The sequence below is a fragment of the Burkholderia sp. SJZ089 genome, assembly GCF_007828315.1.
Lineage (GTDB): Bacteria > Pseudomonadota > Gammaproteobacteria > Burkholderiales > Burkholderiaceae > Burkholderia > Burkholderia gladioli.
In genome coordinates this window covers 267,866-285,235 of the sequence record NZ_VIUM01000005.1, presented here as the reverse complement: position 1 = coordinate 285,235, position 17,370 = coordinate 267,866, and the positions used below count along the sequence as shown (strand labels likewise).

The window sequence follows — 17,370 nt, the reverse complement described above, 5'->3', positions numbered from 1 at the left end:
TGAAACAGCGATGGATTCTAATACACAGTTGTATCTGGATGCAAAGATGAATCGATCGCCGATTGGTGCTAGACTGCGCGCCATGAAACCGAAGCGCTTGACCCGCGAGCAGAGCAAGGACCAGACGCGCGAGCGCCTGCTCAACTCCGCGAACAGCATATTTACGAAGAAGGGGTATGTCGCCGCGAGCGTCGAGGACATCGCGGCAGCGGCCGGCTACACGCGCGGCGCGTTCTATTCGAACTTCGGCGGCAAGGCCGAACTGCTGCTCGAGCTGCTGCGGCGCGATCATGAGACGATGCGCGCCGAGCTGCAACGGATCTTCGACGCGGGCGGCACGCGCGAGGAGATGGAATCGCGCGCGCTGAACTTCTACAGCCGCTTCATCCGCCTGAACCCGGCCTTCATGCTGTGGTGCGAGGCCAAGCTGCAGGCCGCGCGCGACGCCAAGTTCCGCGCCCGCTACACCGCCTTCATGCGCGAGAAGCTGGAGGACATGGCCCATACCATCGCCATGTTCGCCGAGCAGGCCGGCACGCCGCTGCTGCTGCCGCCCGAGCAGCTCGCGGTGGGCCTGATGGGGTTGTGCGACGGCGTGCAGGCGATCCACATCGCCGATCCGAACTACGTCTCGCTCGACATGACCGAGGCGACCCTGGGCGGTTTCTTCGCGCGCGTGGTGCTGGGGCGCGGCGCCGACTGAGCCCGCCCGTTCTCATTCCTTCGATTTCCTGACCCTCTTCCCGACCGTCCCGCGCGCGGCCATCGCGCGCCGCGCTCAGCGATTGCCGTTGAGCCGGTGATAGGCGTCGAGCAGCGACGTCTTGTACACCACGCCGGCCAGCACCGGCGCCTGCGTCGACTCCACCACCGGCAGCCGCTCCCCCTGGAAGCACATGAAATGGCCCAGCGCCGTGCCCAGCGACATGTCGGGCGTGAGCAGCGGAAACGGCGTATGCGCGTAGTCGGCCGCGCTCTTGTGCTGCGTGTCGCGGCCCTCGAGCAGGTCGGAGGTGATGTCCTTGAGCGCGACCGCGCCGCGGAAATGTCCCGCCTCGTCACTCACGTAGAGATACTTCACCGGATATTCGAGGAACACACGCGTCATCTCGGCGACGCTGGCCTCGGGCCGCACCACGGTCTGCGCGGGCTGGATCAGCGCGCGCATCTGGGTCGCCTTCAGGCGCAGCCGCTCCTCCTCCTCGCGATGGCGGCGCAGCGTGATCTCGTACATCGAGGTCTGGCCCAGCGCGCGCGCCGCGAAATAAGCGACCACGCAGGACACCATCAGCGGCAGCACCACCTGGTAGCTCAGCGTCATCTCGAAGATCATGATGATCGCCATCAGCGGTGCCTGCGTGGCGCCGGCCAGGAAGGCGCCCATGCCGACGATCGCATAGGCGTAGGCGGCCGACACGTGGCCCGGCAGCAGCGCCTGCATGCCCAGGCCGAACAGCGCGCCGCCGGCCGCGCCGACGAACAGGGTCGGCGTGAAGATCCCGCCGATCGCGCCCGAGCCCGAGGTGGCCGCGGTGGCCAGCAGCTTGCAGAGCAGCACGATCACCAGCGCCTGCCAGGTCCAGGACGAATGCAGGATCGAGTTCACCACGCTGTAGCCGTTGCCCCAGACGTCGGGCACCCACACCGAGATGATGCCGACCGCCAGCCCGCCGAGCGCGAGCCGCACCGGCACGGGCACCGGCAACCGGCGGAAGCGCGATTTCGAGGCGGCCAGCAGGCGCAGGAACTGCGGCGCGGCCGCGCCGCACAACAGCCCGAGCGCGACGAAGGCCAGCACCTCGAAACCGGTCACGGCGGGGAACACCGGCATCTCGTAAGGCGGCTTGTAGCCGGCGAACTCGCGCATCGTGATGTTGGCCACCACGGAGGCGACCAGCATCGGCCCGAAGCTCTCCATCGAGATCGCGCCGAGCACGATCTCGCCGACGAAGAAGGCGCCGGCGATCGGCGCGTTGTAGGCCGAGGTGATGCCGGCCGCGGCGCCGCAGGCCACCAGCAGGCGCAGCCGGGGCGGGTCGAAGCGCGCCAGGCGGCCGACCAGCGAGGCGGCCAGCGCGGCGAGCTGCACCATCGGGCCCTCGCGGCCGATCGAGCCGCCGCTGCCGATCGTCAGCAATGAGGAGGCGCTGCGCCAGAGGCTCTGCCTGACCGGCACGACGCCGTCGCCGAGCGCCACCGCTTCCATGTAGTCGGCGCCGCCCGCCTGTTTCGCGCTGCCGCGCTGCGCGGCCAGCAGCACGCAGCCGGCCAGGAAACCGCCCGCGGCCGGCATCCAGATCCGCATGTGCCAGGGCAGGCGCCTGGCCATCTCCACGAAGCTGCCGCTGGCGCCGGAGAACAGCCGCTGGATGGTGTCGATGCCTTCGCGGAACAGGATCGTGGCGAACGCGCCGCTGATCCCGGCGATCACCGACCAGATCAGCATGGTGTGCGCGTCGGACAGGCGGAACAGCGTTTGCGCGCGCGTGCGCAGCTTGAGCAGGAAGGACAGCACGAGGTCGAGGGGAGCGCGTAGGAAGGCGAGCGCCAGCATAGCACCGCGCCGCGCCGGCCGGACGGGGCCGGCGGGCGCGGCGCGGTTCGCCGGGCGAGGGGAGGAGGCGGGACGTTCAGCCAAGCCAGTGCTCGACCAGCCAGGTGATGCCGAAGCCGCCGCCGATCAGCCACACATAGAGCACCAGGCCGGCGCCCAGGGCGCGCGGGCCGGCGGCGCGGATCTGGGCGAGCCGCGTCTCGATGCCCAGCGCCGTCATGGCCATGGTCAGGGCGAAGGTGTCGAGCGTGTTCAGCGTGTGGATGGTGGCGTCCGGCAGCGCGCCGAGCGAGTTGACGATCACGAAGCCGAGGAAGCCGAGCGCGAACCAGGGCACCGCCAGCCGGCGCTTGCCGTGGCCGGCCGCGGCGCCGTCGGCCGCGCGCGACTGGCGCGCCGAGTGGGCCAGCCAGGCGCCGAGCGCGAGCAGCACCGGCACCAGCAGCATCACGCGGGTCATCTTGACGATGGTCGCGGTATGCGTGACCTGCGGGCTCACGTCGCTGGCCGCGCCGACCACCTGGGCGACCTCGTGGATGGTGCCGCCGAAGAACAGGCCCAGGCCCTGGGCGTCGAGCGGAATCCAGCCGGCGTGATAGGCGAGCGGGTAGGCGAACATCGAGAGCGTGCCGAACAGCACCACGCTGCCGACCGCCATCGCGCTCTGGTGCGGCTTCGATTGCAGGGTCGATTCGAAGGCCAGCACCGCGGCCGCGCCGCAGATGGCGCTGCCGGCCGCGGTCAGCAGCGCCGTGTCGCGATCGAGCTTGAACAGGCGCGTGCCGACCCAGGTGCCGATCAGCAGGGTGCTGACCACCATCAGCGCCGAGACCGCCAGCCCCGGCAGGCCCACCTGGGCGATTTCCTGCAGGCTCACGCGCAGCCCGAAGAAGGCCACCGCGATGCGCAGCAGCTTGCGCGCCGAGAAGTTGACGCCGGCCGCCCAACTGGCGGGCATGCCGTCGCGCAGCGCGTTGCCGTAGACGGTGCCGGCGATGATGCCGACGATCAGCGGCGAAAGGCCGAGCCGGGCGATGGCCGGCAGCGAGGACAGGCTGGTGACCGCGGCGGCGAACAGCGCGACGAACAGCACGCCGTTGAGCTGGCCGCGCACCGAGGGCGCGGCGGCATGCGGCAGGGCGGGGTTGGCGGTGGACATGGGGTGGTTTCCACGTGTGATTCGATGGTGCCAATCCTAATTTGGATATATCGATATAAAAAATTGTGATTAGTGACATCAATTATCGGGAAATCTGATATTTTCTCGGCATGACCCCGGATCAACTGATAACGTTCGCGACCGTCGCCGAGCTGCGCAACATCAGCCGCGCGGCCGAGCTGCTGCACCTGTCGCAGCCTGCCGTGTCGGGCCAGCTGCGCCAGTTGCAGGACGAGTTCGGCGAGCCGCTCTACCTGCGCGACGGGCGCGGCGTGCGGCTCACGCCGGTCGGCGAGGCGCTGGCGCCGCTGGCCGCCCAGGTGCGCGACGCCTATGCGCAGGCGCGTGCCTATCGCGATGCCGTGCGCGGCGTCGAGCGCGGCACGCTGCGCATCGGCGCGAGCACCACGCCGGCGAGCTACCTGCTGCCCTACCTGATCGCCGAGTTCCGGCCGCTCGCGCCCGGCGTGGCGATCCAGACCATGACCGGCAACACCGCCGACGTGGTGGCCGCGCTCGGCACGCTCGACCTGGCCCTGATCGAGGGGCCGCCCGGCGACGCGCTGCCTTCGGGCACCGCGGTCCACCCCTGGCGCGAGGACGAGATCGTCGCGATCGTGCCGGCCACCCATGCGCTGGCGGCCGCGCCCGGCGAGGCGGTGTCGCTGGAGGCGCTGGCCGGCTCGCCGCTGGTGCTGCGCGAGGCCGGCTCGGGCGTACGCCAACTGGTCGAGCGCGCCTTCGCGCGGGCCGGCGTGCCGGTGCGCGTGGCGCTCGAGATCGCCGGCGTGGAAGCGGTGAAGGAGGCGGTGCGGGCCGGGATGGGGGTGGGTTTCGTCTCGGCCATGTCGTTGCGCGACGACGCGGCGCTGGTGAAGCGCTCGATCGCGCCGCGACCGCTGGTGCGGCGCTTTTCGATCCTGGTGCCGCATGCCGCCACGCCTTCGCGCGTGGCCGCGCGCTTCCTGGCGATGAGCCTGGGATAGCCGGGCGCCTGGCGGCGCGCGCTGGATTTCATTGATAGCTGAGCGTGAAGGTGGCGCGCGCATTGGCGCTGCCCGCGCCGACCTTCGTGCCGGTCTGCACGTAGCGCGCGGTGAGCGGTACCCGCAGGCCTGCCTGTCCCTGGGCGATATTGCCCATGTACCACTGGTTGGTATTGCCGACCGCGGCCGAATCGGGCCCGAAGCCGATCACGGTGTCGTCGCGGTGGATCTCGATGCCGATGCCCGAGGCGGTCGACTCGCGGGTCAGCGACAGGGCGTTCGAGGTGTTGCCGGGCTGGCTGGCGTCGGTCAGCGTCACCCAGGCGTTGGTCGAGGTGGCGGGATCGCCCCCGGAGCAGCGCAGCGCGATCTCGAAGTGCCGCGCGAAGGTGCGGCTGCCGATGCCCGTGAACATCGAGGTGCTCATGGTGCCCATTGCCACCGTCACCAGGGGCGTGGCCACCTGGCAGGTCGGCACCCGCGGCTGGACCCGGACCGGCGAGGCGAAGCGGTACTCGACCAGGATCTCGCCGTTGTCGTTGTCCGCGCGGTATCGCGCGTAGGCACCGCTCAGGTAGCCGCCGGCGGTGATCTCGCCGGTCTTGATCAGCTCGACCGTCATCGAATATTGCTCGTTCCAGCTCGAGCCGATGCTTGGCCAGGGGGATAGATTCGGCAGCACGCCCTTGGAGCTGATGATGCGCATTCCGATGTTGGGGATCGACGTCGGATAGATCTTGTCGCTCGGCATGCCGACGCCCGTCGTGTAGACGGCGATCGGCGTCTTGCATCGGTAGCTGGGCGACTCGCCGCTTTTCTTGTTGATGAAGCTCAGGCCGCGGCCCTTGGCGCTGTAGATGACACCGCCGATCGGAATCGCGCCGGGCGCGAATTCCGGTGGATCGAAACCCACCATGTGTACGACGAAATAATCCGATCCATCACTGGTATTGGAGGTGCAGTTGGCTGACCAGGCGGGGTTCATGAGGCAGGTCAGCACCGCGCCGAGGAAAAGGAGTTGTTTCATCGATTTCATGCGTTCTGGGATGGCGCTTCACGCCGGGTCCTGGCTGCAGCCGCGCAGCCGCCCGCCGGAAGCAGCGAGGTAGGCGCTGTGGGCCGGTGCCAGCCTGGTCCGGCCCAACCCGGCGCGCGATCGTCGTCTCGCCCGCGTGCTACTGGTAACTGAGCGTGAAGGTCGCGCGTGCATTCGCGCTGCCCGCGCCGACCTTTGCGCCGGTCTGCACGTAGCGCGCGGTGAGCGGCACCCGGATCTCGGCCATGCCCTGGGCGATCCTGCCCAGGAACCACTGGTTGGTATTGCCGACCGTTGCCGAATCGGGTCCGAAGCCGAGCACGGTGTCGTCGTGGCGGATCTGGATGCCGATGCCCGATGCGCTCGAATTCTGCGTGAGCGACAGCGTGGTGGAGGTGTTTCCGGGCTGGCTGGCGTCGGTCAGCGTCACCCAGGCATTGGTGGCGGTGCCTGGGTTGCCGCCCGAGCAAGCCAGCGCGATTTCGAAGCGCCGGGCGAAGGTGGTGCTGCCGATACCCGTGAACATCGCCGTGGTCATGGTGCCCATCGGCACCGCGACCTGAGGCGTCGCGACCCGGCAGGTCGGTATGCGCGGCTGTACCTTGACCGGCGCCGCGAAACGGAACTCGACCATGAGCTGTCCATCGACGGTGTTGGCCCGATACTGCGCGTAGGCGCCGCTCAGGTAGCCGCCGGCGGTGATTTCACCGGTCTTGATCAATTCGATCGTGATCGAGAAACTCTCGTTCCAGGCGCTGTGAGTGCTGTTGATGACCGCGGTACCCGGGAAGTTTGAAATACGCATGCCGATATTGGGTATGGACGTGGGGTAGATCCGGTTGTTCGGCACACCGATGCCCGTCTTGTAAACGAAAGCGAGCGGCTCGGTGCATTGGAAGCTTGCCGACGCGTATTGCTTGTTGATGAAGTTCAGGCCGAGATCCTGGGAGCGATAGATGACGCCGCCTATCGGGACCGCGCCGGGATCGAAATCCGGAGGGGTGAATCCGCTGACGTGAGCGATGTAGTAGTTCAGCGAGCTATTGGTATCCGAGGTGCAGCGTATGGCCCACGTCGGGCTCGACATGCCGGCCAGCAGGCAGGCAAGGAGAAGCTGTTTTTTCATCGGACCGTTCCTTGTGTGGGCTGGGGGGCGACGGCGCCATCGCCGCCGGTGATGTCTCGGCTCGAGCTGTCTGGCGATTCCCGCCTCGATCGTCGCGGTGCGAAATCGGCGGCACCGCTTTCCAGGCAAGGCGCCTCGATGCTTTGCAGCGGCTGGTATCCCGCGACGCGCGTACGCATCGGCAGCGAATACGACAGTCGGCACGCCGTCGCGTCCGCGTCGTTTTCCCACCGCGCCGTCAACTGGCCGCGTTCGGCCAGCCCTCGGGCCAACAGTTTGCCGCCTTGCCCGATCACGCCCACCTCCTTGCCGGTCGCGTCGGTGACCATCGCGCCGAACGGCACCGGCGAGCCGTCCGCCTGCCGCGCGCGGATCACCGCCGAGCGGCCGTATTCGGTCTTGAACACCAGCAGCGGCACGGCCCCCGCGAGCGGCGCGACGCGCTGGCTGGTCTCCTTCAACTGGACATCGGTCGACAGGCCCTTCGGATCGAGCGAGACGTCGTTCATCGAGAACGGCGTGAGGTGCGGCACCACCGCGTAACCATTGCTGCCCACGCGCACGCCCGAGGCATTGGTCACGCGCGCGCCCTCGGCGTGCTTCGCCTCGACGATCGCGAAGGTTTCCGACAGCGGCTGCGAAAGCGAGATGCCGCCGCGATGCGCGACCACCGCGCCGCGCGCGCCGAGCGAGAGCTGCTGGTAGTCGGCGCTGGCGCCGATACTGCCGCTCAGTTCGCCCCGCGCGCCGCGATGCATGAGGTTGGCGCCGCCGCTGGTGCGCGTGCCGTCGCGCCCGCTGCCGTGATCCACGTTGAGGCCGTAGGAGAGGTTGCCGTCGACGCCGGCCGCGCCGCTCAGGCTGGTGGCCACCTGGGTGGAACCCCGCGAGTCGCGGTTCAGGCTGGTGGACAGCGTGGCCGGCTGCGTGCGGCCGAGCGGAATCGACAGCCCGGCGTAGATCAGCGTGCCGGCCTTGCCCCAGGCGTCGCGCTGACGGCTCGCCGAGACGTTGTAGGCCAGGCTGCGGAAGCTGTTGCTGTAGCCGATCGTGAAATCGAGATCCGAGCCGCGGCGGTTCCAGTAGGTTGCCGTCGAGGCCGTGAGGTTGAGGCTGCCGCCGCGCCGGCCCAGCTGCTGGCTCAGGGTCAGCGAGGCGCGGTTGCGCTGGCGGTAGAGCGCGGTGGTGCGAATCTCGAGCCTGGCCTGGTCGCGTGCGGCCATCGCATCGTTCAGGCCGAAGAAGCCATTGGTCGAATAGCGGTAGGCGGCGATCGCGATATTGGTGCCGGTGGCCGCCACCGTTTTCGCGTAGCTCAGGCGCAGACTCTGCCCGGCATGGCCACGCTCGCCAGGAATGCGGGTGCTGGCATGCGTGAGATCGAGGCCGAAGGCGCCCCAGCCCGTGGTGAGCACCGCGCCGGCCATCACCGACAGGTAGCCCTGCGCCAGGGTGGCGCCGCCGTAGCCGGTCAGCGTATTGGTCAGGCCCTGCTGCCAGGTCGCCTGGGTGAACAGCGGCCTGCTGTTCGGCAGGTGGCGCAGCGCGCCGGCCGTGAAGCTGTAACGGTGCTGGCCGGGGCGCAGGGACATCGGCACGGCGGCGTAGGGCACCGAAAAGGAATGCTCGCTGCCGTCCGCCTCGGTGACGAGCACCTTCAGGTCGCCGCCGTAGCCGGTGGGGTAGAGATCGTCGATCTGGAAACCGCCCGGCGCCACGGTGGTCTCGTAGAGCTTCACGCCGTTCTGGGAAATCGTCACCTTCGCGTTGGTGCTGGCCACGCCGCGCACCACGGGCGCGTAACCGCGCTGCGATTCGGGCAGCATGCGGTCGTCGGTGGCCACGCGCAGACCGCGGAACGCGCTGGTGTCGAACAGCTCGCCGGGCGTATAGGCGTCACCGATCACGAGCTGCGAGGACCAGGCCGAGAGATCGCGCTGCACGTAGGTCGCGATGTTCTGGTAGCGGCGGTGGCCGCGATCGTCCCAGTTGAACGAACCGCCGTGCCGGAAGTGCCAGCGCTGGAGGTTGAACCCGGCGTCGATGCCGAGATAGCCCTGGGTGGCGGCCCGAGCGTCGCGGGCGCGCGAATGGTAGACGTTGAGGTTGTAGCCGAGCATGGCCACCGGCACACCCGCGCTCCATTGCTTGGGATTGACGTAGCCGCGGGCCTGGCGCCGCATCGAGATCTGCGGGATGCCGAGGTCGAGCCGCAGATCGTTGAAGTCGAAGCTGAACGAGGCTTCGTCGACGGCCTGACCGATGCGCAGGCAGGCGCCGTCATGCGCCAGCGAGGCGAGCCGGCTCGGCCGCAGGCTGGCCAGGTCGATGCCGAGCCGCTCCAGCAGGGCCTGGTCGAAGCAGGGCTGCGCATCGAGCATGCCGGGCGCGGCGCGGAATGGCACCTCGATGCGGCCGGCCCATTGGCCGTTCACGTAGATGTCAGGGCGATACATGCCGGGCCGGACCACGTTGCGCTGCGCGTAGCGCGACACGTCGATCGCGCCGCCGCCGTGGTTCAGGAAGCCGCCTTCGAATTCGACGCGGGCGAATTGCGCCTGGGCGACCTGCACGGTGGCGCCGTCGGCCATGTCGGCGGTCCCCGCTGCCCGCGCATCGGCTTCCCAGGCGGAGAAGATCGAGAGCAGCAGCGCGCATGTCGGTTTCAGTCGGGGAACGGTTTCCGCCTGCAATACCCGCATCATCTTGTAGCGTTTCCCGAGGTGGACACGTGAGGCCGCGCGGAACGCAGCGCGCGGCAGACGCGCGGGCGCCGGGTTGCCTGCGGCGGATTCATTGGCTGACCGCCGCGCGGTGGCCATGCGTCGACCCCCAGTCGTCGACGCTGCTGTACAGGACCGTCGCGTTCGGCAGCGCCGTCGCATCCGCGCCGACCAAGGGGAACGAAGCGGTGTCGCCGGGCAGCACGTGACCGAAGCCCGCCGAGTAGGTCTTGCCGCCGGATTGCAGCTCGACGCCGGCGAGGTTGACCACATAGGCGCTCGGATTGCGGGCCTGCAGCACCGGGCGTTGCGATGCGTCGGTGGCGAGCGTCCATCGCAGGCCGGCCGGTGCGTCGTCCGGGGTGCCGGGCAGGCCGGCGGGGCGATACATCATCTTGATGCGGGTGCGGAACGCGAATTGCAGGCGATTCACCTCGTCGCCGCCGCTGGCCTTGGGCGGCACGTCCAGCACGTTCAGCCAGAACAGCGATTCGCGATTCGACGGCAGGGGCTCGCCGGTGTGGATGATGCGCAGCGCCTGGCCCTTGCCCGGTTCGATGCGGAACAGGGTGGGCGTGACCACGAAGGGCACCTCGATCCGTTCCGGCTCGGCCCGCTCGTCGCCGGTGTCGAGCCAGGCCTGGATCAGCGCCGGCTGCTTGCCCTGGTTGCTGAGCTGGATCGTCACCTCCGGCTCGCTCGCGTCGAATACCACGCGTGTGCCGGACAAGGTCACGCTGGCCTGGGCGCAGGCGCAGCAGAGCAGCGCGATGAGTGCCAGCCAGCTCCGGGCGATCGGGCTCGATTTCGTTCTCGACATGGATTTGATTCGCAGTGCAAATTTAAGTGCGCCGGTTGCCGTACCTCACGGATTGGTATGCCGATCACCCGAAGGTGGCCGACACGCTCAACCGGCGCAGCGCAGGCTCAGGGATAGACGAGCGAGTAGGTGACGAAGGAGTTGGCGGGGCCGCCCGTCACCTTGTCGCCGGTGGCCACGTACTGGGCCGCGAATTGCAGCGTCGCGGTGCCGGTGCCGCCTTCTGCGGCGTCGATGTCGACGACCTGGGTGCCCTGCGTCGAGCTTTCCGCGCCGATCTTGATCGGCGTGTACTTGTCGTTGAGGATCTCGATCTCGACGCCGGTGGCCGCGTTCTCGCCGGTCGGCACCAGGCGGCCGGTGGCGAGATTGACGTTCGGCCCCGGCTCGAAGGCCACCGACACCTTGCGCACGGGTGCCGGGACGCTGTTGCCGCCTTCCTTGCGATCGGTCGTGCAACCCGACAGCGACAGCGTGAACGGGGTCCGGCCGGCGGTGGCGCCCACCGTCGCGAGCTGGCTGGCGGCGGCCGTCGGCAGCGGCACGGTCAGGTCGTTGGTGCCGCCGTTGATCTTGCAGGTCGAGGCGACCACCGAGCCGGTGAAGTTGATGGTGCCGTCCGAGGCGTGGGCAGCCTGCGTGGCGGTGAGCGCCAGCGCGGCGGCCGACATGAGCAGCGGGAAATATTTGATGTTCATGGAAGTCGATCGTGAAATCGTGAAAAGGCAATGGATAACGTGTGCGAAGGATCTATGTCGTGGGTTGACCTCCCGAGTGGTCGAGTGGGGAATTCATGGGTTTGGGGGAAACGGGCGGGAATCGGGAATCGGGCGGGCGTGTCGTTGCTGATGTCGCGGGTAATGGATATGACGATGAAGCTGCCGTTCGCATGTCATGTGGCCGGACGCGAACGGGTGAAAATTTATCAAGACGGGTTGGGTGCATGAAGCTGACTCGTCTGATTCTGTAAACCATTCCCGGCATATTTGCGATTTGCGCCTCGATCCTGGCTGCCAGGGCCTGATCGGACGCTGTTTTCTCGATTCGACCCATCTCTCAGGGATTTCCTCTATGGCCTGCGACAGACACGAAGCGCACCATTCGCTCCATTGAATGGAACCGGTTCCAATCGCCTGATTCGGAGCCAGCATGGAGAGAAGGGCAGACATGGCAGATATCGTGATCGTCGCCAGCGCATACGGGACGGAGGCGATTCGCCGCGACGGGCACCGGGCCTATGTCGCGCAGGCGGCCGAGGCGGGCGCCGCCGGCTTCGAGGTGCGTCGCGAACTGTTCGCCGCCGACGAGGACTGCGCGCCGGCCGCGCTCGCGGCGCTGGGCATGGCGGTTGCGGCCGCGGGAATGTGGGCCGTCTACTCGACGCCGGCCGCGCTCTACCGCGAGGACGGCGCGCTCGATCGCGAGGCGCTCGCGCAGTCGCTGCGCGAGGCCGAGGCGCTCGGCGCGCATTTCCTGAAATTCCAGCTCGGCGGGTTCGCCGGCACCACGCACGCGGCCGAGATCGCCGCCGCCGCGCAGGGCAGCCGCGCGCGGATCCTGGTCGAGAACGGCCAGCTCGCGATGGGCGGCACGCTGGCGCAATTCACCGCGCTGTTCGCCGCGCTGGTCGAGGAAGGCGCGGCCGGCACGCTCGGCATGACCTTCGACATCGGCAACTGGCTGTGGCCCGGCGAGCTGCCGCTGGCGGCCGCCCGGGCCCTCGCGCCGCACGTCGAGTACATCCATTGCAAGGCCGTGACGGGCGAGGGCGCGCGCCGTTTCGCGGTGGCCCCGCAGGCGGCCGACCCGCTCTGCCTGCCGGTGCTCGCGACGCTGCCGCGCGAGGTGCCGCGCGGCATCGAGTTCCCGTTCGACCCGGCCGATCTCGCCGCCGACGCGCGCCGTCGCGTCGCCTGGCTCGAGACCGCCTGATCCCGTATTCCGAAGGAGCTTTCATCATGTCGCAGTCCCCCGTCGAAATCCTCACCTACGGCGAAGCCATGACGCTGTTCGTCGCCAATGCGCCGGGTCCGCTCGCGCAGGCCGAGCAGTTCACCAGGCGGATCGCCGGCGCCGACCTGAACGTCGCGATCGGCCTGGCCCGGCTCGGCTTCCGGGTCGGCTACCTGAGCCGCGTCGGCAAGGATTCGTTCGGCCGCCACGTGCTCGACACGCTGGCCCACGAGGGCATCGATGCGTCCTGCGTGACGATCGATGCGCGTTATCGCACCGGCTTCCAGTTGAAGGCGCGCAGCGACGACGGCAGCGACCCGGACATCGAATACTTCCGCAAGGGCTCGGCCGCCAGCCACCTGTCGCTGGACGACTATGTCGCCGACTACGCGCTGGGCGCGCGCCACCTGCACCTGACGGGCGTGGCGCCGGCGATCTCGTCGACGTCCTGCGAGCTGGCCTTCCACCTGGCCCGCGAGATGCGCGCGGCCGGCAAGACGATTTCCTTCGATCCGAACCTGCGCCCCACCCTGTGGCCGTCGGCCGAGGCGATGGCGCGCACGCTCAACGAGCTGGCCTCGCATGCCGACTGGGTGCTGCCGGGCCTGGCCGAGGGGCGCCAGTTGACCGGCCTCGACACGCCGGCCGAGATCGCGCGCTTCTACCTCGCCAACGGCGCGCGCGCCGGCGTGGTGATCAAGCTCGGCGAGGCCGGCGCCTACTACCTGACGGTCGACGGCCGCGAGGGAACGGTGGCCGGCGAGCGCGTCGAGCGTGTGGTGGACACGGTGGGCGCCGGCGACGGCTTCGCGGTCGGCGTGATCAGCGGCCTGCTCGAAGGCCGCACGGTGGCCGAGGCGGTGGCGCGCGGCAACCGCATCGGCGCGCTGGCGATCCAGGTGATCGGCGATTCCGAGGGCCTGCCGAGCCGCGAACAGCTCGACCGGCTCGAAGCGGCCGCCGCGCGTGCCGCCCAGGCGGCACCGGCCGCCGCCGCCGAGGCACTCGCGCGATAATTGCCCGCGCGGCGCGTGACGCGCCGCGACGAACCCGATACGGCGCCGCACGCCGAAGGAGACAAGCCCCATGTCCGCAACGCTTCCGATCCGCCGCTGGTGGAAGATCATGCCGATCGTGTTCATCACGTACAGCCTCGCGTACCTCGATCGCGCGAACTTCGGCTTCGCCTCGGCGGCCGGCATCAACCAGGATCTCGGCATCGGCAAGGGCCTGGCCTCGCTGATCGGCGCGCTGTTCTTCCTCGGCTACTTCTTCTTCCAGATCCCCGGCGCGATCTACGCCGAGCGGCGCAGCGTCAAGCGCCTGGTGTTCTGGAGCCTGGTGCTGTGGGGCGGCTGCGCGGCGCTGACCGGCCTGGTCAGCAACATCCCCTCGCTGATGGCGATTCGCTTCGCGCTGGGCGTGGTGGAGGCGGCCGTCATGCCGGCCATGCTGATCTACATCAGCAACTGGTTCACCAAGCACGAGCGCTCGCGCGCCAACACCTTCCTGATCCTCGGCAACCCGGTCACGGTGCTGTGGATGTCGGTGGTGTCGGGCTACCTGGTGCACGAATTCGGCTGGCGCCATATGTTCGTCGCCGAGGGCGTGCCGGCCATCGTCTGGGCGATCTGCTGGTGGGTGCTGGTGCAGGACAAGCCGGCCGAGGCCAGGTGGCTGTCGGCCGACGAGAAGCGCGACATCGAGCGCGCGCTGGCCAGCGAGCAGGCCGCCCTCAAGCCGGTGCGCAACTATCGCGAGGCGTTCCGCCAGCCGGCCGTGCTGCTGCTCTGTGCCCAGTACTTCTGCTGGAGCATCGGCGTCTACGGCTTCGTGCTGTGGCTGCCCTCGATCGTCAAGAACGGCTCCTCGTTCGGCATGGTCGAGACCGGCTGGCTGTCGGCGCTGCCCTACCTGGCCGCCACCATCGCGATGCTGGTCGTGTCCTGGGCCTCGGACAAGCTCGACACGCGCAAGGCCTTCGTCTGGCCGTTCCTGCTGGTCGGCGCGATCGCCTTCGCGGGCTCCTACGCGCTCGGCTCGACCCACTTCTGGCTGTCCTACGCGATGCTGGTGATCGCCGGCGCCGCCATGTACGCGCCTTACGGGCCGTTCTTCGCGATCGTGCCCGAGCTGCTGCCGAGGAACGTCGCCGGCGGCGCGATGGCCCTGATCAACAGCATGGGCGCGCTGGGCTCCTTCGTCGGCTCCTATGTCGTCGGTTATCTGAACGGCGCGACCGGCTCGCCCTCGGCTTCCTATGCGTTCATGAGCGTGGCGCTGGTCGCCTCGGTCGTGCTGACGCTGGTGGTCAGGCCGCATCCCGACGGGGCCTTGCCGCTCGCGCACTCCACCACAGGAAAATGAATCGCATGAGCTACCGTATCGTCGCCTACAAGACCCTGCCCGATGACGTGCTCGCCTACCTGCGCGAGCACGCCGAGGTGATCCAGGCCGAGGGCGCCGAGGCGCTCGCCGAGGCGCTGGCCGATGCCGACGGCGCGATCGGCGCGAGCGTGCCGGTGACCGCCGCGATGCTCGATCGCGCGCCGCGGCTGCGCGCCTGGTCGACCATCTCGGTCGGCTACGACAACTTCGACGTGGCCGACCTCACGCGCCGCGGCATCCTGCTCGCGCATACCCCCGACGTGCTGACCGAGTCGACCGCCGACACGGTGTTCGCGCTGATCCTGTCGAGCGCGCGGCGGGTGGTCGAGCTGGCCGAGTTCGTCAAGGCCGGGCAGTGGAAGAAGAGCATCGGCGAGCCACTCTACGGCACCGACGTGCAGGGCAAGACGCTCGGCATCGTCGGGCTGGGCCGGATCGGCGCGGCGGTGGCGCGGCGTGCCGCGCTCGGCTTCCGGATGCGCGTGCAGTACACCAATCGCAGCGCGAACGCCGAGGCCGAGGCGCAGTTCGGCGCGCGCCGCGTGCCGCTCGACGAGCTGCTCGCCACCTCCGATTTCGTCTGCCTGCAGGTGCCGCTGAGCGAGGCGACGCGCCACCTGATCGGCGCGCCCGAGCTGGCGAGGATGAAGCCGGGCGCGATCCTGATCAACGCCGCGCGCGGGCCGGTGGTCGACGAGGCGGCGCTGATCGAGGCGCTGCGCGTCGGCACCATCCGCGGCGCGGGGCTCGACGTGTTCGAGCAGGAGCCGCTGGCGGCCGATTCGCCGCTGCTGACGATGAAGAACGTGGTGGCGCTGCCGCATATCGGCTCGGCCACGCACGAGACGCGTCACGCCATGGCGCGCAACGCCGCCGAGAACCTGATCGGCGCGCTCGACGGCACGCTGCGCGGCAACCTCGTCAACCGCGAACTGCTCGCGCGCTGAGTGCCGGATTCCGGCGGCGTGCCACCGCCGGAATCGGGGCAGGTGCAGGGCGCGCAAGGGCGCGGTCGCGCGAGCCTGCTGCCTGCTTGAAATCATCGCCGCCGCATGGTCGGTATCGGATAGTCGCTATCGGCGCGCCGCGCCGCGATAGGTTGCGCAGCGCACCAGAAACCCGTCGAAACGCGGCGAGCCGCGATGTTCGGGGCTCGCCGGCTGACGGCGCGGTGCCTGGTTACCGTGCACCGGCGCGCTCGCCGCAAGCCGCCCGCCGGCCGTCGCGGGCGAACCGAACGGACCCTCGTATCGCCTGACGTCCGGCTGCGTTATGATCCCGCGCTGACTGAGGTCTCGCGTGCCCGGACCCGCGCCGATCCTGGCGAACCCGTCGGGTACTCGAGGGCCAGCCGCGTTCGTGAACTGGCTGGATATGCCGGGCCAGCCCGGTGTCGATCGGCCGGCAGTCTGCCCAGGCGCCTCGGCTCGAGGCCGTCGCGCAGCAGCCGGCGCTGCCGGCCTCGCCACATGGAGAAACGATCAGTTGAACTGCGTATCCAGATCCACCCTCGGATCCCCCCGCCGATTCCGCCCGCGCGTCGCGCACGGCGTTCGCCAGCAGGCGCCGCGATGAGCGAAACCCGTTCCCCGGCCGGCGCGCGCCCGGCCACCATCAGCGATGTCGCGCGCGAGGCCGGCACCGGCAAGACCAGCGTGTCGCGCTACCTGAACGGCGAGACCAACGTGCTGTCGGCGGACCTGCGCACCCGCATCGAGGCCGCGATCCAGCGCCTGAACTACCGGCCGAACCAGATGGCGCGCGGCCTCAAGCGCGGCCGCAACCGGCTGCTCGGGCTGCTCGCGGCCGACCTCACCAATCCTTATACGGTCGAGGTGCTGCAGGGCGTCGAGGCGGCCTGCCATGCGCTCGGCTACATGCCGCTGATCTGCCATGCCGCCAACGAGGCCGACATGGAGCGCCGCTACCTGCAACTGCTGACCACCTATCGCGTCGAGGGCATGATCGTCAACGCGCTGGGCGCGCGCGAGGATGCGCTGATGCCGCTGCGCGGCTGCGGAATCCCGACCGTGCTGGTCGATCGGCGCGTGGAGGGTTTCGACGCCGACCTGGTCGGCCTGGACAATAGCGCCGCGGTGCGCGCGGGGCTCGCGCATCTGTTCGCGCAGGGTTTCGCCGAGGTCTGTTTCGTGGTGCAGCCGTTCGAGCAGGTGAGTTCACGGCGCCTGCGCGAGGCCGCGTTCCGCGCGGCGCTGGCCGAGCTGGGCCGCGACCGCGAGGCGGCGCCCACGATCGTCGCCGACCTGGCCGATTGCGAGGCACTGGCCGTCGCGCTGGCCGGGCTCGACGCGCGGCTCGACGCCGCCGCGTCGGCTGGCCGCCGGGTCGCGCTGTTCGCCGCCAACGCGCCGGTGGCGCTGGCGCTCGCGCGTCACCTGCACGCGCGTCACGGCGCCGGCTGGCAGGCCAGGGTGGCGCTGCTGTCGATCGACGATCCCGAATGGGCCGAGCTGCTCGGCATCACCACGATCCGTCAGCCCACCTATGAAATCGGCTATCGCGCGGTCGAATTCGTGCACGACCGGATCGACGGCGCCACCGACGCGGCGCGCGAGGCGCTGCTGCCCGGCGAGCTGGTGGTGCGCACATCGACCGCAAGCTGAG

General features: G+C 69.3%; 14 protein-coding genes. 7 read left to right on the top strand and 7 right to left on the bottom strand.

The window, feature by feature from the left end; all coding sequences use genetic code 11:
• Window positions 1-82: 82 nt before the first annotated feature.
• A complete protein-coding gene (locus FB600_RS11660; RefSeq protein ID WP_145756787.1) occupies window positions 83-703 on the top strand; it encodes a TetR/AcrR family transcriptional regulator in 621 nt (206 codons plus the stop codon).
• A 75-nt stretch (window positions 704-778) separates the two neighbouring features.
• On the opposite strand, the gene FB600_RS11655 is transcribed toward FB600_RS11660, so the two are convergent.
• Together FB600_RS11655 and FB600_RS11650 are read right to left on the bottom strand one after the other, a co-directional pair.
• Entirely contained in the window at window positions 779-2,515 is a 1,737-nt protein-coding gene (locus FB600_RS11655) for a ClcB-like voltage-gated chloride channel protein (protein ID WP_098154769.1), read from the bottom strand.
• Window positions 2,516-2,630: 115 nt separating this feature from the next.
• Entirely contained in the window at window positions 2,631-3,713 is a 1,083-nt protein-coding gene (locus FB600_RS11650) for a YeiH family protein (protein WP_145756788.1), read from the bottom strand.
• 110 nt (window positions 3,714-3,823) lie between these two features.
• Between FB600_RS11650 and FB600_RS11645 the strand changes: the two genes are divergently transcribed.
• Complete coding sequence (locus FB600_RS11645; RefSeq protein ID WP_025101532.1) at window positions 3,824-4,699, top strand: LysR family transcriptional regulator; 876 nt, start codon at window positions 3,824-3,826, stop codon at window positions 4,697-4,699.
• A gap of 28 nt (window positions 4,700-4,727) precedes the next feature.
• On the opposite strand, the gene FB600_RS11640 is transcribed toward FB600_RS11645, so the two are convergent.
• The 5 genes from FB600_RS11640 to FB600_RS11620 all read right to left on the bottom strand — a co-directional run bounded on the left by FB600_RS11640 (window position 4,728) and on the right by FB600_RS11620 (window position 11,102).
• Window positions 4,728-5,726 carry a fimbrial protein gene (locus FB600_RS11640; protein WP_052747460.1) on the bottom strand — a complete coding sequence of 333 codons (999 nt, stop codon included), beginning with the start codon at window positions 5,724-5,726 and terminating at the stop codon, window positions 4,728-4,730.
• A 148-nt stretch (window positions 5,727-5,874) separates the two neighbouring features.
• On the bottom strand, window positions 5,875-6,861 hold the full coding sequence (locus tag FB600_RS11635) for a fimbrial protein (RefSeq protein ID WP_145756789.1): 987 nt from the start codon (window positions 6,859-6,861) through the stop codon (window positions 5,875-5,877).
• Window positions 6,858-9,566: a fimbria/pilus outer membrane usher protein gene (locus FB600_RS11630; protein ID WP_261383370.1), complete on the bottom strand. Its 2,709-nt coding sequence runs from the start codon at window positions 9,564-9,566 to the stop codon at window positions 6,858-6,860. The genes FB600_RS11635 and FB600_RS11630 overlap by 4 nt, the downstream gene beginning before the upstream one ends.
• A gap of 88 nt (window positions 9,567-9,654) precedes the next feature.
• Window positions 9,655-10,404 carry a molecular chaperone gene (locus tag FB600_RS11625; protein WP_145756790.1) on the bottom strand — a complete coding sequence of 250 codons (750 nt, stop codon included), beginning with the start codon at window positions 10,402-10,404 and terminating at the stop codon, window positions 9,655-9,657.
• Window positions 10,405-10,511: 107 nt separating this feature from the next.
• Window positions 10,512-11,102 (bottom strand): fimbrial protein, encoded by a 591-nt coding sequence (locus FB600_RS11620; RefSeq protein ID WP_013698183.1) that lies wholly within the window; start codon window positions 11,100-11,102, stop codon window positions 10,512-10,514.
• Between the two features lie 469 nt (window positions 11,103-11,571).
• Here FB600_RS11620 and FB600_RS11615 point away from each other — a divergent pair, with 469 nt between their 5' ends.
• The 5 genes from FB600_RS11615 to FB600_RS11595 all read left to right on the top strand — a co-directional run bounded on the left by FB600_RS11615 (window position 11,572) and on the right by FB600_RS11595 (window position 17,369).
• The gene (locus FB600_RS11615; protein ID WP_145756791.1) at window positions 11,572-12,336 is read left to right on the top strand and encodes a TIM barrel protein; all 765 of its coding nucleotides are present in this window, start codon (window positions 11,572-11,574) and stop codon (window positions 12,334-12,336) included.
• Between the two features lie 26 nt (window positions 12,337-12,362).
• The gene (locus FB600_RS11610) at window positions 12,363-13,373 is read left to right on the top strand and encodes a sugar kinase (RefSeq protein ID WP_145756792.1); all 1,011 of its coding nucleotides are present in this window, start codon (window positions 12,363-12,365) and stop codon (window positions 13,371-13,373) included.
• Between the two features lie 70 nt (window positions 13,374-13,443).
• Window positions 13,444-14,724 carry an MFS transporter gene (locus FB600_RS11605; protein ID WP_013698180.1) on the top strand — a complete coding sequence of 427 codons (1,281 nt, stop codon included), beginning with the start codon at window positions 13,444-13,446 and terminating at the stop codon, window positions 14,722-14,724.
• Between the two features lie 5 nt (window positions 14,725-14,729).
• A complete protein-coding gene (locus FB600_RS11600) occupies window positions 14,730-15,692 on the top strand; it encodes a 2-hydroxyacid dehydrogenase (protein ID WP_145756793.1) in 963 nt (320 codons plus the stop codon).
• A 624-nt stretch (window positions 15,693-16,316) separates the two neighbouring features.
• On the top strand, window positions 16,317-17,369 hold the full coding sequence (locus FB600_RS11595; RefSeq protein WP_096748787.1) for a LacI family DNA-binding transcriptional regulator: 1,053 nt from the start codon (window positions 16,317-16,319) through the stop codon (window positions 17,367-17,369).
• Window position 17,370 lies beyond the last annotated feature (1 nt).